The sequence below is a fragment of the Chthoniobacterales bacterium genome, assembly GCA_035274845.1.
Classification (GTDB): Bacteria; Verrucomicrobiota; Verrucomicrobiia; order Chthoniobacterales; family UBA10450; genus AV80.
Genome location: DATENU010000022.1, coordinates 231,167 through 255,005, shown reverse-complemented (window position 1 = coordinate 255,005; position 23,839 = coordinate 231,167). Strand labels below are relative to the sequence as shown.

General features: G+C 58.1%; 21 protein-coding genes and 1 tRNA gene. 12 read left to right on the top strand and 10 right to left on the bottom strand.

Annotated features, from left to right (window positions below; translation table 11 throughout):
- Positions 1–6 precede the first annotated feature (6 nt).
- From VJU77_17245 to VJU77_17220, 6 genes are all read right to left on the bottom strand, one after another.
- Positions 7–372, bottom strand: coding sequence for a four helix bundle protein (locus VJU77_17245; GenBank protein HKP05098.1), 366 nt, complete (start codon positions 370–372; stop codon positions 7–9).
- A gap of 38 nt (positions 373–410) precedes the next feature.
- On the bottom strand, positions 411–1,322 hold the full coding sequence (locus tag VJU77_17240) for a CvpA family protein (GenBank protein ID HKP05097.1): 912 nt from the start codon (positions 1,320–1,322) through the stop codon (positions 411–413).
- Between the two features lie 79 nt (positions 1,323–1,401).
- Positions 1,402–2,484, bottom strand: a complete 1,083-nt coding sequence (gene aroC, locus VJU77_17235) for a chorismate synthase (protein ID HKP05096.1) — start codon at positions 2,482–2,484, stop codon at positions 1,402–1,404.
- A 140-nt stretch (positions 2,485–2,624) separates the two neighbouring features.
- Positions 2,625–3,785: a PLP-dependent aspartate aminotransferase family protein gene (locus tag VJU77_17230; protein ID HKP05095.1), complete on the bottom strand. Its 1,161-nt coding sequence runs from the start codon at positions 3,783–3,785 to the stop codon at positions 2,625–2,627.
- 109 nt (positions 3,786–3,894) lie between these two features.
- Positions 3,895–5,292, bottom strand: coding sequence for a cystathionine beta-synthase (locus VJU77_17225; protein ID HKP05094.1), 1,398 nt, complete (start codon positions 5,290–5,292; stop codon positions 3,895–3,897).
- Between the two features lie 10 nt (positions 5,293–5,302).
- Positions 5,303–5,779 carry a hypothetical protein gene (locus VJU77_17220; GenBank protein HKP05093.1) on the bottom strand — a complete coding sequence of 159 codons (477 nt, stop codon included), beginning with the start codon at positions 5,777–5,779 and terminating at the stop codon, positions 5,303–5,305.
- 409 nt (positions 5,780–6,188) lie between these two features.
- On the opposite strand from VJU77_17220, the gene VJU77_17215 reads away from it, so the two are divergent.
- A complete protein-coding gene (locus tag VJU77_17215) occupies positions 6,189–7,862 on the top strand; it encodes a 30S ribosomal protein S1 (protein ID HKP05092.1) in 1,674 nt (557 codons plus the stop codon).
- Between the two features lie 601 nt (positions 7,863–8,463).
- Positions 8,464–9,111 (top strand): hypothetical protein, encoded by a 648-nt coding sequence (locus tag VJU77_17210; GenBank protein HKP05091.1) that lies wholly within the window; start codon positions 8,464–8,466, stop codon positions 9,109–9,111.
- 181 nt (positions 9,112–9,292) lie between these two features.
- On the opposite strand, the gene VJU77_17205 is transcribed toward VJU77_17210, so the two are convergent.
- Positions 9,293–10,837, bottom strand: a complete 1,545-nt coding sequence (locus tag VJU77_17205) for a M20/M25/M40 family metallo-hydrolase (protein ID HKP05090.1) — start codon at positions 10,835–10,837, stop codon at positions 9,293–9,295.
- Between the two features lie 49 nt (positions 10,838–10,886).
- Positions 10,887–12,275 carry an asparagine--tRNA ligase gene (gene asnS, locus VJU77_17200; GenBank protein HKP05089.1) on the bottom strand — a complete coding sequence of 463 codons (1,389 nt, stop codon included), beginning with the start codon at positions 12,273–12,275 and terminating at the stop codon, positions 10,887–10,889.
- A gap of 41 nt (positions 12,276–12,316) precedes the next feature.
- On the opposite strand from asnS, the gene VJU77_17195 reads away from it, so the two are divergent.
- The 3 genes from VJU77_17195 to VJU77_17185 are packed head-to-tail and all read left to right on the top strand — an operon-like array spanning position 12,317 to position 14,981.
- Positions 12,317–13,846: a hypothetical protein gene (locus VJU77_17195; protein HKP05088.1), complete on the top strand. Its 1,530-nt coding sequence runs from the start codon at positions 12,317–12,319 to the stop codon at positions 13,844–13,846.
- Positions 13,847–13,890: 44 nt separating this feature from the next.
- Positions 13,891–14,613, top strand: a complete 723-nt coding sequence (locus VJU77_17190) for an HAD hydrolase-like protein (protein HKP05087.1) — start codon at positions 13,891–13,893, stop codon at positions 14,611–14,613.
- Positions 14,614–14,660: 47 nt separating this feature from the next.
- Positions 14,661–14,981 (top strand): STAS domain-containing protein, encoded by a 321-nt coding sequence (locus VJU77_17185; GenBank protein HKP05086.1) that lies wholly within the window; start codon positions 14,661–14,663, stop codon positions 14,979–14,981.
- Here VJU77_17185 and VJU77_17180 read toward each other — a convergent pair.
- Positions 14,951–16,063, bottom strand: a complete 1,113-nt coding sequence (locus tag VJU77_17180) for a glycosyltransferase family 4 protein (protein ID HKP05085.1) — start codon at positions 16,061–16,063, stop codon at positions 14,951–14,953. The genes VJU77_17185 and VJU77_17180 overlap by 31 nt on opposite strands.
- A 57-nt stretch (positions 16,064–16,120) precedes the next feature.
- Here VJU77_17180 and VJU77_17175 point away from each other — a divergent pair, with 57 nt between their 5' ends.
- From VJU77_17175 to VJU77_17155, 5 genes are all read left to right on the top strand, one after another.
- Positions 16,121–17,332, top strand: a complete 1,212-nt coding sequence (locus VJU77_17175) for a glycosyltransferase family 4 protein (protein ID HKP05084.1) — start codon at positions 16,121–16,123, stop codon at positions 17,330–17,332.
- Positions 17,333–17,428: 96 nt separating this feature from the next.
- Positions 17,429–18,448, top strand: coding sequence for a putative lipopolysaccharide heptosyltransferase III (gene rfaQ, locus VJU77_17170; GenBank protein ID HKP05083.1), 1,020 nt, complete (start codon positions 17,429–17,431; stop codon positions 18,446–18,448).
- The gene (locus tag VJU77_17165) at positions 18,445–20,325 is read left to right on the top strand and encodes an ABC transporter ATP-binding protein (GenBank protein HKP05082.1); all 1,881 of its coding nucleotides are present in this window, start codon (positions 18,445–18,447) and stop codon (positions 20,323–20,325) included. Before rfaQ ends, VJU77_17165 begins: the two co-directional genes overlap by 4 nt.
- A 123-nt stretch (positions 20,326–20,448) precedes the next feature.
- A complete protein-coding gene (locus VJU77_17160; protein ID HKP05081.1) occupies positions 20,449–21,000 on the top strand; it encodes a carboxypeptidase-like regulatory domain-containing protein in 552 nt (183 codons plus the stop codon).
- 130 nt (positions 21,001–21,130) lie between these two features.
- On the top strand, positions 21,131–21,679 hold the full coding sequence (locus tag VJU77_17155) for a hypothetical protein (protein HKP05080.1): 549 nt from the start codon (positions 21,131–21,133) through the stop codon (positions 21,677–21,679).
- Between the two features lie 102 nt (positions 21,680–21,781).
- Here VJU77_17155 and VJU77_17150 read toward each other — a convergent pair.
- Positions 21,782–21,865: transfer RNA gene (locus VJU77_17150), tRNA-Leu, on the bottom strand.
- 574 nt (positions 21,866–22,439) lie between these two features.
- Between VJU77_17150 and VJU77_17145 the strand changes: the two genes are divergently transcribed.
- Positions 22,440–23,054: a hypothetical protein gene (locus tag VJU77_17145; GenBank protein ID HKP05079.1), complete on the top strand. Its 615-nt coding sequence runs from the start codon at positions 22,440–22,442 to the stop codon at positions 23,052–23,054.
- Positions 23,044–23,664, top strand: coding sequence for a CDP-alcohol phosphatidyltransferase family protein (locus VJU77_17140; GenBank protein ID HKP05078.1), 621 nt, complete (start codon positions 23,044–23,046; stop codon positions 23,662–23,664). Before VJU77_17145 ends, VJU77_17140 begins: the two co-directional genes overlap by 11 nt.
- Positions 23,665–23,839: the final 175 nt, after the last annotated feature.

The following is a 23,839-nucleotide window of genomic DNA, read 5'->3' as shown; positions in this document are numbered from 1 at the left end:
CAGATTTCAGATTGCAGATTTCAGATTGGAACCGGCGGACTTGCGCGACGTGACCATGATGGAGACGAGCTCGTTGGCTTCGACGAGCAGGGATTCGACGCGTTTCGCCGGCAATAATTTTCCTTCGGAGATTAGCTCCAGCCATAATAACGATTCATCAGCTTCCTCCAAAACTACCCCAATTTTTGCGACGAATTCAGCTCTTGATCGAGCACGACAAGTCGCTCGGTAATTTGCGGCCACCGACGTTCCACTGCGTACCAGCTGGTTGGCGAGCGCTCGGCCTGCGACGGTGTTTGGGAGTGCGCCTGTAAGTTTCAGAATTCTCAAGGCGAATTGTTTTGTCCGATTTTTAAGTTCTGCGGGGTTCATGAGGACAATCTGCAATCTGAGATCTGCAATCTGCAATTTTATTCTTCCCCTTTTGCCGCGAACTCGAGCGCCTTCTTCAAATCGAACTGTTTCACTTTTGCCACGAGAGAGGGATCGTTCGCCGCGTCGAGCACTCGCGGGTGCTGGAGTAGTTCGAGAACGCGGCCTTGCGAAATCAAAGCGGCGATCTCGGGATCGTCCCGGAGCGCGATGATCTTTGGATGCTGGCTCAATTCGACCGCGCCGGGAAAACTGAGAAAGCGCTGGGCGCTCTCCGGGTTCGCGCAAATGGTCCCAACATCATGCAGAGTTTGGTAGACACTGGCCGGCGTGACGTCGGTCTTCTTCACGGCATCACCGACAGGACCCAATTCGACGGAGTTCTTCAGTCGCGCGATGAAGGTGGTAAGGGAATCGGCGTCGATTTGAGTTAAGGAAGGCGGGGGCTCTTCCCGCCGCGAGGGACGGAGGGGACGAGAGACGGCGTTCGGCGTCGCAGCCGTTTTTGGACGCGCATTTACCTGGGCTTCGGCAACGGAGCCGACGGACCGGATTCCCACGAGAATGAGCCAGATGAAAAAAGCGCCAAAACAAAGGCCGGCCAGCGCACCGCTAAGGCCGTAGACTAGCCGCACCGTCCCGGAGCTTTGTTGCGCGGTCCGTTTGAAGAGAATTGACCCCAGGCTGGCGATGACGCCGTAAACTACGAGGGCGAGAAGTGCGCCGCCGAGCATTGAGATGAGGAAGTCCGGCCATTTCAAAATGGGACGAAGAAGCGGTAGCAGGAGGTCGCCGCCGAAATAAGCAGCGGCATAACCGGCGACGATAGCGGCGCCACGCGCGAGCTGCCGGAGAAGGCCGAGGCGCCATCCGCGCACCACCTCGAACAAAAGCAGCACGGCCGCGAACGAAAGGAAGACGGTCTGCCAAAGGGCTGAGCCGGCGGTCATGGGATTGCAGATTTCAGATTGCCGATTGCAGATTGATCTTCGGATTGGGCGTCATAAGAAAATCTGCAATCTGAAATCTTCAATCTGCAATGGCTTTCTGCCTCAGGGCGTGATCACAAAGCACGAGCGCAGCCATCGCCTCTACGATTGGCACGGCGCGGGGAAGGACGCAGGGATCATGGCGTCCCCGGGCGGCAAGGGTGATTTCTTCCTGCGCCGCGGTGACGGTCTTTTGCTCGCGCGCAATCGTCGAGGTGGGTTTGAAAGCGACGCGAAAGAAAATTTCTTCCCCATTGCTGATCCCGCCCTGCACGCCGCCGGAATTGTTTGTCGCGGTGCGCACCTTGCCGTCGCGCATCTCGAACGGGTCGTTATGCTCCGATCCTTTCATTCTGGTCGCCGAAAACCCGGTCCCGATTTCGAAGCCCTTGGAGGCCGGCAGGCTGAGCATCGCCTTGGCGAGATCGGCTTCCAATTTGTCGAAAACAGGCTCGCCCAGGCCGGCTGGAACGCCGCGCGCGACGCACCCGATCGTTCCGCCTAACGAGTCGCCGTCCTCCCGCGCTTTTTCAATCGCCGCGATCATTTTCTCCGCTGCCGCTGGATCCGGACACCGCACCGCATTCGCCTCGATCCGCTCCCGTGTCACGGCCGCAGGATCAATTTGCGTGATCACATCATATACGTCGGTGACGTATGCCATTAGTTCGAAGCCGGGGAATAATTTCGCCAGGACCTTGCGCGCGACGGCGCCGGCGGCGACGCGGCCGATGGTCTCGCGCGCCGAGGAGCGACCGCCGCCCTGCCAGTTGCGAATTCCGTACTTGGCTTCGTAAGTGAAATCGGCGTGGGATGGGCGGTAGGTCGACTTCATTTCGGCGTACGCTTCCGGCCGCGCATCCTTGTTCAGGACCATGATGGAGATCGGGGTGCCAAGGGTTTGGCCTTCGAAAACACCGGAGAGAATCTGGCAGCGATCCGCTTCGTCGCGGGCGGTGACGATGGCGCTTTGGCCGGGCCGCCGCCGATCCAGCTCGCGCTGGATATCTTCTTCGCTCAATAGAAGCCGCGGCGGACAACCATCGATCACGACCCCGACCCCGCCGCCATGGGATTCGCCCCAGGTCGTGACGCGAAAGAGCTGGCCGAAGGTGTTGCCCATGTTGGCGGCATCTTAGACGGGCCTGTAGCGGCCGTCTACGACCGCGGACTGTCTAGTTGTAACGACGCCGCTCGGTCGGCGTGCGAACGCGCGTCCTTCCAAAAAGCGTGTTTACGGCGACAGAGCGCCGTCGTTACAACTCAGATCGCCGCGAAGGCGGTTTTCAGGTCGTCGATGAGGTCATCGACCTTTTCGACGCCGACCGAGAGCCGGACGAGCGAGTCTGTGATTCCCAGCGATTGCCGCATCTCCGGCGGGATCGATCCGTGGGTCATGATCGCGGGATGATTGATCAGGCTTTCGACGCCACCCAGGCTTTCCGCGAGCGAGAAGAGATGCGTGTTCTCAAGGAAGCGGCGAGTGCCGGCAAGGTCCGTTTTCAAAACGATCGTGACCATTCCGCCGAAGGCGCGCATCTGTTTACGCGCCAGCTCGTGCTGCGGGTGCTGTTCCAATCCGGGGTAGTAAATTTTCTCGACCTTCGGTTCCTTTTCCAGCCAGCGCGCAATCTCCAGCGCGTTTTCGCAATGCCGCTCCATGCGCAACGCCAGCGTCTTCAATCCGCGCATTGCGAGAAAGCTGTCGAACGGTCCGGCAATCGCGCCGACTGCGTTCTGGAGAAACGCGATCTGGTCGCCGAGCTCCTTGTTCTCGCCGACGACAATCACGCCGCCGACCATGTCGGAATGGCCGTTCAGATATTTCGTCGCGGAATGGACCACCATGTCGAATCCGAATTCGATCGGCCGCTGCATCCAGGGACTGGCGAAGGTGTTGTCGGAAACGCTGATGGCTTTGTGCGCCTTCGCGATTTTCGCCACGGCTTCGAGGTCGATCAGTTTCAGGAGCGGATTGCTCGGGGTTTCCACCCAGACCATGCGCGTGTTCGGCCGCATGGCTCCCTCGATTTTCGCGGGATCGCTCATATCGATGAAGGTGAAATCGAGATTAGCGGAGCGGCGCCGGACGCGTTCGAAAAGGCGGAAAGTGCCGCCGTAAAGATCGTCGCTCACGAGCACATGCGAACCGGAGTCGAGGCCGTCGAGGGCGGTAGCCATGGCCGCGAGGCCGGAAGCGAAAGCCCATCCGCGCGTGCCGCTCTCGAGATTCGCAATGCAACGTTCGTAGGCGCTGCGAGTGGGATTGATCGAGCGCGAATAATCGTAGCCTTTGTGCCGGCCCGGACTCTCCTGAACGTAAGTCGAGGTCTGGTAAATTGGCGTCATGATCGCGCCGGTCGAGGGATCGGGCGATTGGCCGGCGTGGATCACGCGCGTCGCGATGTCGTGTTGCTTTTTCATGGGAAAGAATTTTCGAACCGCGGACTACGCGGATATCGCGGATGGGGAAGGGGAACCGAAGATGCCTGAATGTTTTTCTTCATCCGTGTCATCCGCGTAATCCGCGGTTTCATGAAGGCATTTGGCGGCGGAGATAGGAGAGGAGGTCGCTCCGCGTGATCAGGCCGAGGAATGTGTCACCGTCCATGATGATGGCGACGCGGCCGCGTTCGAAAACCTCGAGGAGATTGGCCATCTTCGCGGTCGGCGAAAGCGTTTCCAAGTTGTCCGTCATGGCGGTGTGGACGGCATGATTAAAACGCTCGGGATCCTGGTGCACTTTCACGAGCATGTCGGATTCGTCCAAAAGCCCGACCACCTTCCCCGTTTCATCAACCACCGGGACCTGGGAAACATCGGCGGCCCGCATCCGTTTGACCGCCGTTAACAAAGAGTCGCCTGGGCCGACGGTGATGACTTCGCCAGCCTCGTAACGGTGGCTGATGAGATCGCTCAAGTCGCCCTGGGCCGGGCGTCGGACAAATCCCTGCTCCGCCATCCAGAAGTCGTTGTACATCTTCGAGAGGTACTTGCTCCCGTCGTCGGCCACGAAAGAGACGACCCGTTTTTTCTCGGTCTGGGCGCGGCAATAACGAAGGGCGCCGGCCAGCATTGTGCCGGATGAGGAACCGGCCAGAATCCCCTCCTTCCGCAGGAGCTCGCGCGCGGTGGCGAAGCTTTCCGCGTCGTCGATCGTGTAAGCCTCCGCGACTCGCGACAGGTCGGCAATGTCCGGGACAAAATCCTCTCCGATCCCTTCAACGGCCCAGCTTCCGGCGCTGCCGACGGTTCCGGTCTTCACAAAATCGACCAGGATCGAACCGGCGGGATCGGCCAGCACCATCTCGAGGTTCGGCTGAACCCGGGCAAAAAAGCGCGAGAGACCCGTGATCGTGCCGCCGGAACCGACGCCACACACGACGGCGTCCAGATGGTGTCCCATTGCTTCCCAGATCTCGGGGCCGGTCGTTTTCTCGTGAGTGCGCGGATTCGCGGGATTGCCGAACTGGTTCACGTAAAAGGCGCCGGGAATTTCCGAGGCCAGCCGCGCCGCCATGTCCTGGTAGTATTCAGGATGCCCCCGCATGACGTCGGAGCGGGTGAGCCGCACTTCGGCGCCGAGCGCTCGGACGTGAGCGATTTTTTCCTGCGACATCTTGTCGGGGATCACCAGGATGGTGCGATAGCCTTTCGCGCCGCCGATCAGCGCGAGGCCCAGCCCGGTATTCCCGGCCGTCGCTTCAACGATGGTCCCGCCCGGCTGCAATCTGCCATCGCGTTCCGCGGCTTCGATCATCGAGAGGGCGATGCGGTCCTTGATCGATCCACTCGGGTTGTAGTTTTCGAGCTTGAGAAAAAGCTGGCAGACGCCGGTGTCGAGTCGCGTGATTTCGACCAGCGGGGTGTCGCCGATCAACGAAAGAATCGAAGGTGGCTTTTGTTGGGGGTCGGCGTGCAAAAGGCTCATGCGAAAAGGATTACCACTCCGATTTGCTGTCCGCGAACATCTGATTGAGAACGTCGAACCGGATCTCGCCGTAATTGAGCGCGTAGCGAAGATCGCCCCCTTTGTAAATCCAGGTCGTCGGAATCCAGCTCAAGGGCAGGTCGAGGAAGCGCTTGATCTTGCCGTCCCCTTTCCGCGGGCCCGGGTCCGCGAGAATGGTGACATTTGGCTGCCCGGCCAGCTCATATTTGGTGAGCATCGCCTTGCCGTCCTCCCCGCTGTTCCAGACGGAGACGAAATAGAATTTCACGTCCGGGTGCTCCTTCACGGTTTTCAGCCAGCCGCCGCTCTTCAATTCCGCCTGGCAATTCGAACACCAGGGCGCCCAGAGATGGACCACGCTGAGGTTCGGCGCCTTGATCGCCTCGGCGAGCTGCTGTTCCGCGGGCGAAGCAGCGAAAAGCGAGGTGGCGAAGGCAAAGATTCCGACAAAAACCAGGTTTTTCATTCGAAACGTCCGGTTAAGAGCGAGGGACACGCTACGACGGACATGTTCAATATGGGGAGATTTTGGCGGGGCTCAAGGAGGCGCGGCAGGTTGGTAGGGCAGATTCGTCCTCCTCCTCCTCGTCCTCGTGCTCGTCCTCCTCCTCGTCCTCGTGCTCGTGCTCGTCCTCGTGCTCGTGCTCGAGTGCCGGCGACCAAGCCGATGGCGAGGACGAGGACGAGGACGACCAGGAGGACGGGGACGGCCAGGACAACGAGGGAAAAGGAGGCCCGTCTCCCCGGTTGACCCAGGCTGCTTTCAGGCTATTATTCCGCTCCCCCTTTCTGGGCTGCCGGGCGTAAGGAGCGCCTGCGTGACAGCCAGAAAGCGGCCCCAGCGCCGCGTGCGGTAAAAACTCACCCATATGTTAATGCAGGATTTGCTTGCGAACTCGTACCGCGAGTTCAAAGAAGGTAGCATCGTCAAAGGACGCGTTCTCGAGATTCGCCCGCGAGAAGTCCTGGTCGATATCGGCTACAAATCGGAAGGGGTCATTCCCTCCTCGGAGTTTGAGGACATCGAGTCCATGGAAGTTGGCGACGAAGTGGAAGTGCTCCTCGAGCGCCTCGAAAACGACGAGGGCATGGTCGTGCTCTCCAAGGAAAAGGCCGCTTACCGCCAGAATTGGAACAAGATCGCCCAGGTGTTTGCCGGCGATGGATTGATCAAGGGCAAAGTGAAGTCCGTCGTCAAAGGCGGGCTCATGGTGAACATCGGCGTGGAAGCGTTCCTGCCGGCGTCCCAGATCGACATCATTCCGCCCAAGGATTTGCAGCAGTTCGTCGGGAACACCTACGACTTCAAGATCGTCAAGATCAACGACGACCGGAAAAACGTGGTCCTGAGCCGGCGCGAGCTGATCGAGCAGGAACGGAGCGAAAAGCGCCAGAAGTTCCTCGAAGGCGTGCAGGTGGGAGACCGGGTCCAGGGCAGCGTGAAGAACCTGACCGACTTCGGTGCGTTCATCGACCTCGATGGCATGGACGGCCTCCTCCACATCACCGACATGACCTGGGGACGCCTCGGACACCCGAGCGAGCTTCTCAAAGTGGGCCAGCCGTTGGAAGTGATCGTGCTCGACATCAACAAGGAGAAAGAGCGCGTTTCCCTCGGCCTGAAGCAGACCCAGAAGAATCCGTGGGACCAGATCGAAGAGCGGTTCCCGGCCGGCCAGCACGTCAAAGGCAAGATCACGAACCTCGTGCCGTACGGCGCTTTCGTGGAGCTGGAGGAAGGCGTGGAAGGCCTCATTCACGTCTCCGAATTGTCCTGGACCAAGCGCATCATGCGTCCTTCCGACGTTTTGACGCAGGGCCAGGAAGTCGAAGCCGTCGTGCTCGGCGTAAACAAGGAAGAGCAGAAAATCTCGCTCGGCCTGCGCCAGCTCGAGCCGAATCCGTGGGATGAGATCGAGAAGAAATTCACGATTGGCAGCCATGTGAAAGGCGCGATCCGTAACATGACCGCCTACGGCGCGTTCGTGGAGCTGGAAGATGGAATCGACGGGATGATCCACGTCTCCGATTTGAGCTGGACCCGGAAGATCAATCATCCGAGCGAAGTCTTTAAGAAGAACGACGAAGTCGAAGCGGTGGTGATCGACATCGACAAGGTGAATCAGCGGATCAGCCTCGGCATCAAACAGCTGAGCGACGATCCGTGGAAGGAAATCGACACGAAGTACAAGATCGGCGATCTCGTCACCGGGAAGGTGACGAAGCTGGCCAGCTTCGGCGCGTTCGTGCAATTGCAGGACGACATCGACGGCCTCGTTCACATTTCCCAGCTCAGCGAAGATCACGTCGCGAAGGTGAAGGACGTGCTCAAGGTTGGACAGGAAGTCGAAGCCCGCGTCATCAAGGTGGACAAAGTCGAGCGCCGAATCGGTCTCTCGATCAAGGCCGCGAATTATTCCGAGGAAGAACTCAAGCGCGAATCCGAAGCGTTCGACAATCTGCGCCCAGGCGAAGACATGGTCGGCCTCGAGAAAGCGTTCGAAGCCGCCGAGGAAGATTACCGGCCCGGCGAAGGCAAGAAGAAGTAACTCTTCTGTAGCTGTAGCGGCGGTCTCAGACCGTCGATGCCTTGTTGTAGCGACGCCGCTCTGTCGGCGTACAAACGCGCGATCTGCTGCCACGCGTACTTACGCCGATCGCACGGCCGCGGGACCGTCATTACAATGAAGGAGGATTTTCGCTCACAGGTTGTCGGGCTTTTCAATCGCACGGCGAATGATCTAAGATTCCGGGATTGTTATGACCGCGAGCGCCTCCCAGATTCGGACGTATCGTATTCTCAGTTGTATCGCCGTTCTCCACAGCGGCGTAGTCCTGGCCATTCATCTTGGAGCGGGCTCCGCCTTGGCCAATTACCTGGGACCGGATGCTATCTTTGATATTTGGCTCCTTCTAGCCAGCTCGCTCTTTCTCTGGCTGCCAGTTCTTGCTCTCCATCCAGCGCGATCCACTCTGCGCTTTCTAATTCCTGCAATCATCGCAGCCGCCCTTTTCGTTCCGTGCGCCTCCCATTACGGATTCGGAATCCACTATACCGTCCGCCATACGGTCGGCCAGCGGCAGGCCGCTGGTAAGCTAGAAAAACTCCTGCGCTCGAATCCGCGGATGGTTCTTTATTCTATCGACCCAATGCACCGAAAACGGTTGGAATCAAGAAAAGGGTATAGGCAGGTGGGGCCGAACGAAATCGTTTTGCCAGACGACTTTTACGACAACGGGGAGGGATCATTTGTCCGAATGGGCGAGGATGATAAACCGATGTCGGTCAGCATCGCGAACAGTTTAGGAAAAACCGTCAACGGTATTGCCGAAGAAGAGATGCGGGCAGGATACGGCAACGATTGGCAACTCCTTCGGAAAGAGCCGAGAGGATCGAGCGACGTCGAACCGGAGAAAGAAGCGCAACCGGACTCCGACTTGAATGAATTCGAGCGGGAACCCTACAAACGACCTGACGTTTCTGGGTATGCGGAAATCACCGATCCCGCAGAGCAGCAGGCCTTGATAACTGCGCTGGCGAGGAGTGCCAGGTCCGCTGACGGAAGCGCTCTGTGTCATATCCCTCGCCACGGTCTTTATGTCCGGACCGGCACGTCCACCGTTGTTTTGTCGATCTGCTTCGAGTGCCAAAACCTGTATGTATTCGGTCCCAATGCGAAAACAGGTCGTCTTACCATGGAAGACGGTTTTGAAATAACTCGTGCACCCGAATTCCTTTTCAATGCGGCGCTGAAACAGCATCGCGTACCCGTTGCGCCGGTTCCGCCCCCTCAGTAGGCTGTTCGGGCCACCGCCGTCGGCTTCTCGGCGTACCCATGCGGCTGCCGCCTGTTTAAGGTGACCGTAAGACAGCCGCTTGCGGCAGACTGGTCTTTCAAAGCCTCGTCGCTTCAAGGAGCAGGGCTGTCCACACCGCCTGCGAAATAGTCAGGCGGCTTAAGCCGCCGATCATTGGGTTCTACTTCCCGAGCTCGTATAGGTACTCGACGAACGACATTGCGGCACCGTCGAAGCCTTGGAACTTCGGGTTCGTGGATTCGATGACGTAATATTCGTCGGGAGCATGGGCGCCGCTGCCGTGGCCGAGACCGAAATGGCCGGAGGCCAGTTTCAGCGGCTCACCGGTGAAAACGTAGCCCGGATACGAACCGGCATTCCACGGCCACAGGACCGGGTCGATTCCGGCTGCCTTCAGCACCGCGACCTGTGACTGAATCAGCGGAGCATTGGCCGGGGTGGTGGTTGGATCATAACCGCCGGTCATGTTCACCTCGATGTCCCCGAATCCGCGTTTTTGCAGATGCGCTTTGAGCGCCGCCAGGGCGTCGGCCGCTTTCATTCCGGGCACGAGCCGCAAATCAATTTTAGCCGCGGCCTTGTGCGGCAGGATCGTCTTGCCGCCGGGGCCGGTGTAACCGCCGACCAAACCTTCGATGTTCACGGTCGGTTGCGATTCGAGCCGCTCCTGCGCCTGATCAAAAGGGAGGTCGTTGATCCAATGCTGCACACCGAGGCTCTTCTTCCGCTGCGCTTCGTCCTGCCGCTTGGAAGCGTCGGCGATCATCTTCTTTTCCTCGGCCGTGAGCGCTCGCGGCTTCGGGTAATTGTCGATCATGATGTCGTTGCCGTCCGCCGACACGAGCGTGTCGAGCGCTTTCACCAGATGCCAGGCTGGGCTATCCACCATCGCCTTGAGCGAGGAATGAATGTCCTTCGCCGGGCCGCGGCCCCATTTCTCGCCGCTTGAAGTCAGCTCGCATTCGATCACGCCTTTCGCGCCGAGGCTCACTGTGACGACGCCATCCAGGCCTTGCGAGGCCGAGGGCATGAAAACGCCCACGGTTTTCTCCAGCGCCGTCTTCACTTCGGGCTTGAGCGCGATTTGCCCGATATGAGGGGAGCCGATTTCCTCTTCGCCTTCCGCGACCATAACCAGATTCACGGGCAGCTTTTTGTTCGCGCCTTTGATGGCGTGCAGCGCGGCCAGGAAGGCAGCTTCGGGTCCCTTCTGGTTCACCGCCCCGCGGCCGATCATGACCTTGCCAAGATTCGGTTTTTCGACAATCGCAGCATCCAGCGGCGGTGAGGTCCACTCCTTCGGATCGAATTGCTTCACGTCATACATGAAATAGAGGCCGACCGTTTTCTTGGCGCCGGCATCGAGGGTCGCGAACACACCCGGTTTGCCTTCTGTTTGAATCACCGTGGCCTGCTGGAAGCCGGCTTCTTTCGCGAGCTTCGCCATATATTCGGCGCCCTCGGCAGAATTCAGGTTCTCCGCTGCGATCGACGGCAGCTTGATCCAATCCTGCAATCGCTTCACGGCTTCGTCGTGGCGCTTGGTAATCTCCGCCTTGATGGGCCCGAGATCTTCAGCGGCACCGGCCATCGAGTTGATCATCACTACGGCAAAAAAAGGCATCAGGAATCTTGACGGCTTAAAGCCGTCAAGATTGGCGGTGGGGCGGGCGACGTGGATCGCGGAGTTTGGTTTGGCTTTCATGATAGTCATCGGGTCGTAGATGTTCTCCTTTGTCTTGTTGGGATAAAGCTTAAAACTCCGCGCTGCCGGGCGTGCGCGCGAACGGAATGACATCGCGGATGTTCGACACGCCAGTGACGAACATAAGCATGCGCTCGAAACCAAGACCGAAACCGGCATGCGGCACGGTTCCGTAGCGGCGCAGGTCCAGGTACCATTTGTAATCCGCCGGGTCCATCTTGTGCCGGCGCATGTTTTCCTCCAGCACATCGAGCCGCTCTTCGCGCTGGCTGCCGCCGACGATCTCGCCGATTCCGGGGACCAGAACATCCATCGCGGTCACGGTCTTCCCGTCGTCGTTCAACCGCATGTAGAACGGCTTGATCTCCTTCGGATAATTAAAAACGGTCACCGGGCATTTGAAGTGTTTTTCGGTAAGCCAGCGCTCGTGTTCCGATTGGAGGTTAGCGCCGTAGGCGACCGGGAACTCGAATTTCTCGCCGCTCGTTTTCAATAGTTCGACCGCGTCGGTGTAGGTAATCCGTTGAAACGGCCTCTCGATCACGAAATCGAGCCGGGCCATGAGATCTTTGTCGACGAACTTCGAGAACAACCCGAGGTCTTCAGAACAGTTTGAGCGGATGTCGCGAATCAAATATTTCACCATCTCCTCCGCGAGATCCATGTCGCATTGCAAGTCGCAGAACGCCATTTCCGGCTCGATCATCCAAAATTCGTTGGCATGCCGGGAGGTGTTCGAGTTCTCCGCCCGAAAGGTCGGGCCGAAGGTATAAACGTTCGTCAACGCGCAGGCGAACGCTTCGGCTTCAAGTTGTCCGCTAACGGTCAGGTAGGTCGAGCGCGCGAAAAAATCCTGCGCGTAGTCAATCGAGCCGTCCTGGCGTCGCGGCGGGTTCTTCAGGTCGAGTGACGTGATCCGGAACAATTCGCCGGCGCCCTCGCAATCGCTTCCGGTGATGATGGGCGTATGGACGTAAACAAATCCGCGCTCCTGGAAGAATTGGTGAATGGCAAAAGCGAGCCGGCTGCGCACGCGAAACACGGCGCCGAAGAGATTCGAGCGGGGACGCAGATGTGAGATCTCGCGCAAGAACTCCGGGGTGTGTCCCTTTTTCTGGAGCGGATAGGTTTCATCTGACGCCCCGACGATCTCGATCTCGTTCGCCACCACTTCCCACGCCTGGCCTTTTCCCTGCGAGGCAATGAGATCGCCGCGGACTACGATCGACGCGCCGGTCTGCAACCGCTGGATGTCCGCGTAATTCGCCAGCGCACTCTTCGCGATGATCTGAAGACTGCGCAGACACGAGCCGTCGTTGAGTTCGATGAACGAAAAATCCTTCGAGTCGCGCCGGGTGCGGACCCACCCCCGCACCTGGATGCCGTAGAGCGGCGCGGCGCTGGCGAGGGCTGCTTTAACGGAAGTGGGCGTAATCACTCTGCCACTTTGGCTTGGACGGGAAACCGAACAACCCGAAAATGACCTTGTTTATCGAGCGCGAAGGTGGTTCAATGCCGCCAATGTCTCCCTGGAGGATCCTCGGGCAGGCCGTTATCCTGATCTTCAGTGCCGCGGCGCCGCTCGGCCGCGCGGCGGAAGCCCCTTATTTCGAGGATTTCAACACCATTCCCCCCAACGGCGTCCCGCTTAACTTCGTCGAAACCGCTGACTCGGACTGGGGCTTGTCCGGCACTGCATATCACGGCCAAATGAGTTTGTTTAGCGCCGATAAGCGAATTGCCTCCAGCATCAACTTGAGCAACGTGGCCGGACAGAACTTCACGGTTACAACGAAATTTACAGCGGCCATGTCGGGCTCGGGTGTGTCCAGAATCATGGAAGTCGGACTCGGGGCCTTTGGGACAAATCCCGACCTCAACACCGGGCAAGGATACATCCTCAACTACAATCTCGCGGGAGCAAATAATCAGCGTGGCTTGCTCAGCATTGCTGGATGGATCACTTCTCAGGAACTCACGCCGACTTCCGGTCCCTACGTCATGCGGCTGCATGGAGGATACACGGACGGAATTCCTTTTTTCACCGGTACCATCACCAGTCCCAGTGGAACGAGGTCTATTCGAGCACCCGGCTGGACGCCAGTGTCGGGATCGAATTTCGGATTTCTCGAGCGTCTGTTTACGGGCTATCAGCGCTCTGCTTCGCTGGATGTGGCCCACGACGAATTTTCCGTCGTCTTCGAATCCGAGCCCGTGAAGCTGGCGAGAATTTCCTCCTGGTTGAGTATGCGTGGACCCGAACAGGTTACGCGTGGCGCCGACCCGGTTAAGCGTGGAACCAAACCGACACCAATTCTTGGCTTTGTTATCGGCGGAAACGCAGTGAAGAAAATTCTCATTCGCATCGAAGCGACCGATGGAGACTATTTCACTCGCGATCCGGTCCTGGAACTGTATGACCACGAGGGACATTTGCTGGCGCGAAATGATAACTGGGGTGATACACAGGGACCGGAGATTGCCTATTATGGGCTCGTGCCGCTCTGGACCCAGGACGCTGCGCTGATTGTCACCCTGGAACCTGGAACCTACACGGCGGTCGCATACGACCGCGATGAGAATGCTTCGCGCAGCTTCCTCGAAATCTATGATTTAGAAGAGGGCGCCAAATCCCGTCTGCTTAACGTGAGCACGCGGGCGTCTGTAGGTCAGGACGGCCAGCCGATGAGATTTGACATCAACGCGACCGGCGACGGCAAGGTCAAGGTTCTCTTGCGAGCGCTCGGTCCATCCTTGCGCGCCCAAGGGGTTTCCGGCACGATGGCCGATCCGACCCTGGAACTCTATGATACCCACGGTACGCTCGTGGCTGCGAACGACAATTGGCGGGACACCCAGGAAACGGAAATTGCCGCCACCGGGCTGGCGCCGCGGCGCGATGCCGAGGCTGCGATCATCGCCGAGCTGCTCCCGTTCAACTATTCCGTGATCGTCCGCGGGAATCACTCTACGGGCATCGCGATGGTCGAAGTTTATCATTTGAACTAGGCGGCTCTTCGCGGCAGTTCCGAGCTCGACATTTCGATTGGCGAATGGGCAATCACGCCTACCGTGTGCGCTTCGTTTTTATGGGAGCACGTCGCCTCATTCTCTGGGACATCGACAGTACGCTGGTGAATACCGGGTCGGCCGGCCAGCATGCGCTGATTCGGGCGACCGCCGACTGGTTTGGGGGCGAGGGCGATTTGAGTGGCGTCGAAATTGCCGGGCGCACCGATCGGGCCATTGCGCATCAAGTCATGGAAAAATACGGCGAACCCGCGACCACCGAAAACGTGGAGGCGTTTCTGGACCGATACGTCGCGTTGCTGCCGGAAGAACTGCCCAACCGCAACGGCCGCGTCCTGCCGGGCGTGCGCGAATTGCTGGAGAATTTGGCGCGGCAACCGGACAAGACCCTTGGCTTGCTCACCGGTAATTTGGAACGCGGGGCGCGGTTGAAACTCGGCTACTACGATCTGTGGCGTTTCTTTCCCTTCGGGGCCTTCGCCGACGATCATCATGACCGCAACGAGCTGGGTCCCTGCGCCGTTGGTCGCGCGGCGGCGCATGCCCGCTGGGAATTTCGTCCGGAAGAGGTGGATGTCATTGGCGACACCGGACACGATATTGCCTGCGGAAAAGCGATTGGAGCGCGGACCGTCGCCGTGGCGACCGGCTCATGGCCGCGAGAACGATTGGCGGAATACCGCCCCGACTTTCTTTTTGATGATCTCTCAAATGTGGACGAAGTGATGAGAACCCTCGCCTGGTGACCGATTGACGCGCCCTGGGAGAAGGACATGTTTTCACACTTACCGTTATGACTCTGCCTGACGCTCCGAATGTTCTGCCCCTTGAAGGCGAAATCGACCTCCACGTTTCACCGCGGGTGGCGGCCTCGCTTGGGGCGATGATCGAGCAAAAACCGGAGCGGCTCGTGGTTGATCTCTCCGCGGTCAGTTACATCGACAGTTCAGGGCTGGCCGTCCTGATTGAAGGAATGCAAAACGTCGAAGCGTACGGCGGGAAGTTCGTCCTGGCTGGTTTGCAGGACAAGGTCCGTCCGATTTTCGAGATGGCCCGGCTGGACCAGGTTTTCATCATTTTCCCTCACGTCGACGCGGCGCTGGCCGCCGTCTGAGCGAGGATCCGCAGCGTCTCGGCGACGTTAACCGAAATATCGAAGCGTTCGGCGAGCGCGAAATTTTCTGCGCGAGCCTGATCGCGCCGGCTGGGATCGGCCCAAAAGAGCAACGCTTCCTGAAGCGTTTTGATGTTTCCCGGATCGACTATGACCGTGCCGTGGCGACCGCTCTCCATGATCTCGGAAAAGCCGTTGGCCGCAGTGGTGATGACGGGCAGCCCGGCGGCCAGGGCTTCGAGACAGGCGTTCGAAAACGGATCGTAAATGGTCGGGAGTAAAAAGATGTCCGTCGCGGCATAAAGCGAGGCCATGTCCGGCACGACGCCGAGAAACTGGGCCCGACTTGTGGGAAACTTCCGGCTGTCACCGCGGCCTGCCACCAGGAGCCGCATCGCTCCGGGCTGCCGTTCCATGGCTTCGACCGCGAAGCGAAGGCCTTTTCGCTCCCAGCCGGAGCCCGCAAAGAGAATTGCAATCTCGTCTTTCCCTAATCCGAAACGCTCCCGGCTTTTCACCCGATCCAGCGTGTCGGCACGAAGCGATTCAAAGGGAACTCCGTTGTAAACGACTTCGATCTTTTCGGCTGGGTAACCGTAGAACCGGATAATTTCCTCCTTCACCATCCGCGAATTAGCGATCACGCGCTTCGCCCCTGCTTTCCCGAAGAGGGATTCCTCGAGAGCGAGGGTGGCGGAATGTTTCCGGTTCAGAAGTCGGCTCAGCCTTTGCAGCGGCCCCGCAATCCTGGCGCGTCGTTCCAGCCAGGCGCGATGGACGCCGTCGCCGGCCCGATAGACGTCACAACGCCAGAGGCGCTCGAGGCTCATCAGGACATCGCAGTCCCGGCGCGCGTAAATTTTTTCGAGCTCATCGGCAAAGGCGATGGCCGAGGTCGCCCCGAGGCGCATCACGGACCCGAAATTCCATTCGTGGGCGGGCCATTCCCCGGAAGTGTAAAGCGAGACATCATGGCCCGCGGCCGCCACGCCGCTGGCGAGCCGTGCCAGGTAAGCCTCCGCGCCCCCGCCGGAAGAATACCCGCGCCGGACAAATCCTATGGTAAACTGGTCGGAACGCATTTGCGGGAAAAGATGGACTCTTTACTTGGCTTCAATCGCCACAATACTTGTTAGCCGATGGTGGGTGAAACACTAAACGCCCCTCCGCTTTTGCGCCGCACGACTGAAGAGTCGGAGGTTCTGCCAAGGCATTTGCTCTACTCGATCTTTGCCCGGATCGGCGGATCTGGCCTGGATACCGACGCCTTTGAGACCTTGCGGGCCTCGTATCGCGGCGGATTTCTCGGACGCGCCGTTGCCTACGATAACCGGCAGAGCGAAATCCCGGCCCGCTACATTCATTCCCTTCGCTGGCATCCGGTCCGGCTCATTTCTTTTCTCGACCGCCCTTATTATTACGGAGCGAAAAAGAAATACCTGGACTGGATCGCGTCCCGGCATCTGGCGACCGGGCGTTACGATCTTTTCCATAGCTGGTCGGGCGATTGCCTTCAATCGCTGCGAGTGGCGCGAAAGCTCGGCATTCCTTCCATCGTGGAAATTCCCACCTGGCATCGCGATCGCGGCAAAGTCGTGGCCGATCGCGCTCCCAGCACGCCGCCGGCGGCGGACCGGCGTTGGAAAGAGAACCTGCTCCAGACGCGCGAGCGGTTCCTGGAAGAGTACGATCTGGCCACGCTGCTTTTCGTTCTTTCCGAGAAAGCGGCCGACACTTTCCGGGTCCAGGGTTTCCCGGAAGAGAAGTTGTTTTATCTCCCGCGCGGAGTGGATGTCGAACGTTTCCGGCCGGGAGTGCGTCCTCCGATTTTCCGGGCGGTTTTTTCCGGGGCGCTGATCGAGCGAAAGGGGATTCATCACCTTCTCGAAGCCTGGCATCGCCTCAATCTTCAAGACGCGGAGTTATGGCTCGTTGGCTCAGTCCATGACGAAGCCAAACCGCATCTGCAAAAATTCTGGCGCGATAACATCCGGGTGGTCGGTTTTGCGCGCGACGTGGAGACGTATTTGAGCCAGGGGACGGTCCATATTTTTCCCTCGCAATGCGAAGGCAGCGCCAAAGTTGTTTATGAAGCAGCGGCCTGTGGGCTTCCTCAGATTACTACCCGGGAAGCGGGCGACGTCGTGAACGATGGGGTGGAAGGAATCATTATCCAACCGGGCAACGTGGGCGAGCTGGCGGCCGCGATCCTGGAGCTGTACCGGCACCCGGAAAAAGTGGCGCGCATGAGCGAGGCCGCACGCCGGCGCGTCGTCGACAATTTCACGTGGGACCATTTCCGGGCCCGGCTTTTGATTGCCTATCAAAAGGCAATGCGGATGAAACGATAAGGCTTCGTCATCATGCTCGTGCTCCTGCTCGTGATCGATCCCCGAACAGTCCGCTTAGGAGAAAGAGAAAGAGCAAGAGCAAGAGCAAGAGGTTGAATGAATATTCTTCTCATCCAGCTCAAACGGATCGGCGACCTGATCCTCACCACTCCGGCCATTGCCGCGCTCCGTGAAAAATTCCCGGACGCGTCGATTTCTCTCGTCGTCTCCGCGGCGGTAAAGGAATTGCTGCCCGCGATCAGTGGGATCGACAAGGTCTATGAAGTGCGAGGCAAGACCGATGACGCGCTCGATTGGATCGCGCTCTCGCTCGGCAAATTCGATTACTGTCTCGATTTCACCCGCAACGATCGCTCCTCCTTCCTCACCTTTCTCTCCGGGGCCCGGAAACGGATCACAGCCGATCACCCCCAACTGCGGACAAAATTGCGGGCCCGCAGCTACAACGAGCTGGTCGAAGCGCCGGTCGGGTTTCTCCACACGATCGAATATCATCTCGCGCTCTTGAAACCGCTCGGGATCGAAAATCCCTCCCGTGCCATCCGGCTTCACTTGCCGAAGGAAACCGCGACCGAGGCCGACGCGCTTTTGCGCACGGCGGAAGCCGGTGACGATTTCGTCTGCTTTCACCCCGGGTCGGCCCGGGCGGAGAAATTCTGGGAAGCGGAACGCTGGGCCGAGGTGCTGGATCATTGCGCCGAGGAAACCGGCATGACCTGCGTTCTAACCGGCGGCCGGTCCTCTGTCGAACAGGCGCAAATCGCCGCCATTAAGAAGGCGGCGCGAACCAAGCCGCTCGATCTTTCCGGCCAGACGACCCTTCTCACCCTGGCGGCGATCGTCCGCCGGGCGCGGCTCCTCGTGACGGTCGATTCCGCGCCGATGCATTTCGCCGCGGCCTGGAATACACCCCAGGTCGTCCTCTTCGGGCCCACCAACCCGTTCCACTGGCATCCCCGCTCGGACAACGCGCTGATTCTCCTGGGCGAGAGCGGCGTCCCCGTGACCGAATTCAACCCGAAACAGCGAGCCATTTCCATGAACCAGATCTCGACGGAGGCGGTGATCGGTGCTATGGAAGCCCTGCTGTCGGCTCCGGCGGCCCGTGCCCTATGAGTGAACCGCAAGCCGCACCTCGAAAGCCGTCCTTTTGGCAGACGGTCCGCGTCGGCTGGGGGCCGTATAAACGGCTCTTTGCCTACGTAAAGCCGTATCGCTGGCGCTTCATTGCGGGCCTGGCCTTCGGCTTCGCCTTCGGTGTCTCCAATGGTTGCATCCCACTGGTCATCGGCAAAGTGACCGGCGCCGTTTTCCAAGGTGGCGCTCCGGCGAGTGCTCAGCAATTAGCGCAAGACCCGTCGCTCTTGAATTCCGGTCCGAAAATCAATTCGATCCTGTTAACCTGTCTGCTCATCCCCCTGGTCATGGGTGTGCGCAGTTTGTGCGCGTATGGCAACGCGGTCCTGATGCAATGGGTGAGTAACCGGGTCGTGACCGACGTTCGCATCCAATTGTTCAACAAGATGCTGCGCCACTCGATGGATTTCTTTAATAAGATGCCTTCGGGCTTTCTCATGTCGCGGATCACCAACGATACCCGCGGCATGCAGATGGCCCTCTCGACCATCAGCAGTGATCTGTTCAAGCAGCCGGTCGCCATCGTCAGCGGCCTTGCGGTTCTGCTCTACCTGGATTGGAAATTCACCCTCGTAACCCTGGTGTTGTTTCCCGTCTGCCTGGTTCCGATCATTCTCTACGGCCGCAAGGCCCGGAAGTCGGTCCAGTATCAGTACGAAGATTTGGGGCAGATGGTGATGACGATGCAGGAAACGTTCGCGGGGATTCGAGTGATCAAGTCCTTCGCGCGGGAGAAGCACCAGCAGAATTCTTTTGTGCGCAGCAACCAGTTGCTCTTCGAAAATATCATGCGGGTCATCAAGGCGATGGAAGCGACCGGACCGATCGTCGAGCTGCTCGCCGCCTGCGGGGTCGGTTTGGCCTTGCTCTACATTTATACGGCCAATCTCAGCGCGGCGCGGTTTATCGCGCTCAATGCCGGAATTTTCCTGCTTTACGATCCCGTCAAAACCTTGAGCCGGCTTCACATCGTCATGCAGCAATCCATCCAGGCGACGACTGAGATTTTTGCCATCCTCGATTTCGAGAGCACCGTGACAGACGCGCCGGATGCGAAGCCACTGACGCACTGCCGCGGGCTGATCGAGTTCGACGACGTCTCGTTCCGTTATGCGAACACCGTTACCAACGCGGTCTCGAATTTGCAGCTCCGGATCGAGCCCGGAAGAAGTTACGCGCTGGTGGGCGCCAGCGGAGCGGGAAAGAGCACCATCCTCTCGTTAATCCTGCGCTTTTACGATCCGACCAGCGGCGCGGTTCGGCTCGATGGCCACGACTTGCGGTCCATCACCCAGAAATCGTTGCGCGAGCAGATCGGGCTCGTCACCCAGGAAACCTTTTTGTTTCACGACACGATTTTCAAGAATATCCAATTTGGCCGGCTCGATGCGACGCCGGAAGAGGTGTATGCGGCGGCCCAGACAGCCTATGCCCACGATTTTATCATCGCCCAGCCGCAGGGCTACGAAACCACGATCGGCGACAAGGGCTGCATGCTCTCCGGCGGACAGCAACAGCGGCTTGCGATTGCCCGCGCGCTTTTGAAAAACGCGCCCATCCTCCTGCTCGACGAAGCGACCTCGGCCCTCGACTCCGAATCGGAAAAGCAGATTCAAATGGCGCTCGAAACCCTGGCGCACGGCCGCACCGTGATTGCGATTGCGCACCGGCTTTCGACCATCCTCTCGGCGGACCAGATTGTGGTAATGGACCAGGGCGTGATCAAGGACGTTGGGTCCCATCGCGAACTACTGGAGAAATCGGTCTATTATCGCCGCCTTTACGACATGCAATTCAATCGCCACGACGAAGACGTTGAGGCGGAATCCAACACCCTCGTCGAGGCAATCGTTTAGAAGAGAGGCGCTTATGGCCGCTTTCGGGTTTGTTGGCGCCGGACCGCCGAACCAGCAAGAATAATGGCCTCTGGCGGTTTTTCGGCTTGGCGAAGAGAGAAGCGTCCGGTATTATTCCTGCAAATGAAGAACATAATTTGCAGCACCCTGATAACTCTCATCGTCGCCTCGATGGCGTATGGCGCGACCCCGGTTCCGCCGATCAGCGTGACCATATCCGATGCCGCCGGAAAAGCCGCCTTCAAAGGTACGACTAATTCGACTGGCGCGTTCTCTACGGCAAAACTCCAAGCTGGCAATTACGTGGTCCAATTGAGATCGTCGAGCCCGGCTGTGAAAGGTAATCATTACGCAGTCGTCGTTTCCTCGGGCACAAAGAAAGTCGCGGCCAACGCGGTTGCGGGAGAGAAATTGGCCGGTGGCGGCGTGGCTTTGAAAGTGGACGTTGGAGCTAACTTGAATATCACCGGGCAAGTGGCCGCCGAAGCGAATGGCTCGGTTAACAAGAACGGCAAGAAAATGGTTTGGATTCCTAAGGCGGTCGACAGCAATGTTCCCGGACATTGGGTGGAGGAAGATTCCGCCGAAGCCAAGATCAACAAGACCCGCACTACCCTGAGCAACAGCGATCTCCAGAAGATGCAGGAGAAAGCGGTCAATCCCCAAGGGAACTGAGTATCGATCGGGTCCTGAATCTGGGACCCAACTTCAAGTTTTTTTTCGCACCGCCAGAGGGTAAAATCCTGGCGGTGCGACCCTTTTTTGAGCTTGGCGCACCGATTACGCTTCCATACTATTCCTGCAAATGAAGAATATAATCCGCAACGTTGTGACGGCTCTCCTGGTTATCGTTGGCTCGATGGCATATGGCGCAGTTCCGCCGATCAGCGTGACTGTCTCTGATGCCGGCGGCAAAGCTGCCTTCAAAGGCAACACCAATTCGGCTGGCTCCTTCGCGACGACGAAACTCCAGCCCGGTAACTATGTGGTCCAGTTGAGATCGACGAGTGGGGCCGTGAAAGGCAATTTTTATGCGGTCGTCGTTTCCGCGGGAAAGAAGAAGGTGGCGGCTAACGCCATTGCCGGAGAAAAACTTGCCGGCGGGGGCGTGGCCTTGAAGGTGGATGTGGGCGCGGGCATGAATATCACCGGGCAAGTGGCCGCCGAAGCGAATGGCGCGGTTAATAAGAACGGGAAGAAAATGGTTTGGATTCCCAGGGCGATTAACAGCAACATGCCTGGTCATTGGGTGGAGGAAGATTCAGCCGAAGCCAAGATCAACAAGACCCGAACGACCTTGAGCAATGATTCGCTCAAGAAGATGCAGGAGAATGCCTACAATCCGCAGGGATAAGCAACTGCTCGGGTCCTGAGCCGAGCCCAGCTCCAGTTTTTTCCGCACCGCCCGAGAGTAAAATCCTGGCGGTGCGACCTTTTTAGGCCAGAAAGTTCTTCCTACCGGCGGAGGGGTTCGAACCCACACACTCTTGCGAGTACTGGATTTTGAGTCCAGCGCGTCTGCCAGTTCCGCCACGCCGGCTGGTGCCGCTACCGTTTCGCATTGGATCCGGCGCGCGCAAGTGAAATTGCGGAGTGACGTGCATTCACCGGCCTGATGGCAGGCCGGCTCCATGGAGACGGCACCCCCTCGTGCCGCCCGGGTCCCGGAGTGGCTAGCATCATTGCTGCAAAGGAATGCTCGCAATTGTCTTATCAACAGCGGGTCGCCCATTTGCAGGGCGCTTCTCAGTTTGCAACATTTTTCATCCCTGTGGGTTGGCGTTGCCGGAGGAACTGGGCGCTAGAGGTGAACCATCTGACTATCTGTTCGAATACTCCTTTTGTCTTTGGGGTTGGACGAATCTAAGCGCTTCGGAAATTGGCGTTTTAGTCGTATCTCGCGTGACAACCACATAGTGTCTTTATTTAATCTCGCGAGTATACGAAATCCATTGTTCGACCCCGTTTCAGCACTCGTGGGTTCGGTGAAAATTGGATTCGCCAAATATTTATTCCCGGTTCTGGCTTGGCAAGACATTGCGACGGGTGATAATTGCTTACGCCGGTTTCTACTCTATTTCGTTCACTCACGGCCCCTCCCAAACGGAATCACTATGACTCGACTTGTTGGCTCGCTGCCCTTCATCGGTGCCGTAATTTTGATTGCCCTGTTAGCATGGGCCGTCCGCTCCTTCGCAGAGTCCGATCCAGACCCGCTGATATTAAACTTCACCTTCTTTGCGTTTGCTGGGCAGTGTATTCTGACTCCTGAGTTATTGAAAGCTATTGACCCCGAAAAGGTTTTCGGATTGTTGTTGGTAGCGGCGGTACTTGTAGTGCTCCAGATTTTCACTGTACGTGACCACGCCGATGTAACACTCGAGTGCTATAGGAGCGTTCTAGAAAACAACAAAACTGACAATTGCACTGAAGCGGATATTAACCACTGGGCTGTGGCCCTTGTTCGATTCACTGGCCGCGACTTCGCTCCTCAATTTGACAGCGAATCCTTTGGCAGCGAGTCACGCGGCAAGCGGAAGAGAGAGGCCATCGCCGTTCTTCCTGCGACTCTTTTTAAACTAGGAGAGGGTAAGATAACATTATCGTCGCTTACCGTTCCAGACAGTTTGCGGATATGGCGCTGGCGGAATTACGTTGCCATCTGTATCGCAACTTGGCTTGTTTTTCTGGCCTCCATTCTAATCGTGAGAAATACAAATGAGAGGTGACCCTTTAGAAAAAAGTTGGCCACAGTTGTTGGTGCGATCCGCTCCGTTTACCGACAAATCTTGGATCATCATTGCTCCGAGAAGTCTCGTAAACTCTCTCTCCCTATCGCGCATCGGCCTCGGGTTGCTATTTGTGCTCTGTTTTCAGAGAAGTGCTACCCTCCTTTATGTGTCAATTGCACTTTGTTTAGTGGCACTGGCGACCGACGTTTTTGACGGCTTTCTTGCACGAAGATTGCACGTGACTTCAATACAAGGGCGCCTTTGGGACAGTCTTGGAGACAAGTCTTTTTACGCGGCCATCATTATTGCCTTCAGCGTACAGGGCTTTCTGGATCCGCTGGTCAGTTGGGCCCTGATTGTTCGCGAGATAACGCTGTATGTGACGCGAGTCTTATATGTTGAGAATCTACCCAAAATCGAGCAGATACGGCCTTCGACGAACTGGCACGGGTACTTCATGTATGTAACGATTGTCCTTGGTTTGTCGCGGATGTATGCTGACATTCACGGGTTTTCATACTCGATCCATCCATACATGCAGGCATCCGCCTACGCTGCGCTGGCTTGCGGCGTCATCAGCATAATTCACTTCCTCAAACTCCGGTGAAGAATCTGCTCTTGATCTTTGAATCTAACGTGTATTCCCCTAGTTTTCTTCAGCATGGCCTTCGTGGTATGGATTAGAAATCCATCCGCTTCGTTTGTCTTAATCGACCGATCGCCCGCATGACTTGCGATTTCAGTTGAAGCAACCGCGGCTCGCCGTGCTACTCTTCGCTTCC

What these genes read in the sequence shown, in the direction of transcription:
- VJU77_17245 (HKP05098.1), bottom strand. Translation starts at nt 372, where the DNA reads ATGAACCCCGCAGAACTTAAAAATCGGACAAAACAATTCGCCTTGAGA.
- VJU77_17240 (HKP05097.1), bottom strand. Translation starts at nt 1,322, where the DNA reads ATGACCGCCGGCTCAGCCCTTTGGCAGACCGTCTTCCTTTCGTTCGCG.
- aroC (HKP05096.1), bottom strand. Translation starts at nt 2,484, where the DNA reads ATGGGCAACACCTTCGGCCAGCTCTTTCGCGTCACGACCTGGGGCGAA.
- VJU77_17230 (HKP05095.1), bottom strand. Translation starts at nt 3,785, where the DNA reads ATGAAAAAGCAACACGACATCGCGACGCGCGTGATCCACGCCGGCCAA.
- VJU77_17225 (HKP05094.1), bottom strand. Translation starts at nt 5,292, where the DNA reads ATGAGCCTTTTGCACGCCGACCCCCAACAAAAGCCACCTTCGATTCTT.
- VJU77_17220 (HKP05093.1), bottom strand. Translation starts at nt 5,779, where the DNA reads ATGAAAAACCTGGTTTTTGTCGGAATCTTTGCCTTCGCCACCTCGCTT.
- VJU77_17215 (HKP05092.1), top strand. Translation starts at nt 6,189, where the DNA reads ATGCAGGATTTGCTTGCGAACTCGTACCGCGAGTTCAAAGAAGGTAGC.
- VJU77_17210 (HKP05091.1), top strand. Translation starts at nt 8,464, where the DNA reads ATGCACCGAAAACGGTTGGAATCAAGAAAAGGGTATAGGCAGGTGGGG.
- VJU77_17205 (HKP05090.1), bottom strand. Translation starts at nt 10,837, where the DNA reads ATGAAAGCCAAACCAAACTCCGCGATCCACGTCGCCCGCCCCACCGCC.
- VJU77_17195 (HKP05088.1), top strand. Translation starts at nt 12,317, where the DNA reads ATGACCTTGTTTATCGAGCGCGAAGGTGGTTCAATGCCGCCAATGTCT.
- VJU77_17190 (HKP05087.1), top strand. Translation starts at nt 13,891, where the DNA reads ATGGGCAATCACGCCTACCGTGTGCGCTTCGTTTTTATGGGAGCACGT.
- VJU77_17185 (HKP05086.1), top strand. Translation starts at nt 14,661, where the DNA reads ATGACTCTGCCTGACGCTCCGAATGTTCTGCCCCTTGAAGGCGAAATC.
- VJU77_17180 (HKP05085.1), bottom strand. Translation starts at nt 16,063, where the DNA reads ATGCGTTCCGACCAGTTTACCATAGGATTTGTCCGGCGCGGGTATTCT.
- VJU77_17175 (HKP05084.1), top strand. Translation starts at nt 16,121, where the DNA reads ATGGTGGGTGAAACACTAAACGCCCCTCCGCTTTTGCGCCGCACGACT.
- rfaQ (HKP05083.1), top strand. Translation starts at nt 17,429, where the DNA reads ATGAATATTCTTCTCATCCAGCTCAAACGGATCGGCGACCTGATCCTC.
- VJU77_17165 (HKP05082.1), top strand. Translation starts at nt 18,445, where the DNA reads ATGAGTGAACCGCAAGCCGCACCTCGAAAGCCGTCCTTTTGGCAGACG.
- VJU77_17160 (HKP05081.1), top strand. Translation starts at nt 20,449, where the DNA reads ATGAAGAACATAATTTGCAGCACCCTGATAACTCTCATCGTCGCCTCG.
- VJU77_17155 (HKP05080.1), top strand. Translation starts at nt 21,131, where the DNA reads ATGAAGAATATAATCCGCAACGTTGTGACGGCTCTCCTGGTTATCGTT.
- VJU77_17145 (HKP05079.1), top strand. Translation starts at nt 22,440, where the DNA reads ATGACTCGACTTGTTGGCTCGCTGCCCTTCATCGGTGCCGTAATTTTG.
- VJU77_17140 (HKP05078.1), top strand. Translation starts at nt 23,044, where the DNA reads ATGAGAGGTGACCCTTTAGAAAAAAGTTGGCCACAGTTGTTGGTGCGA.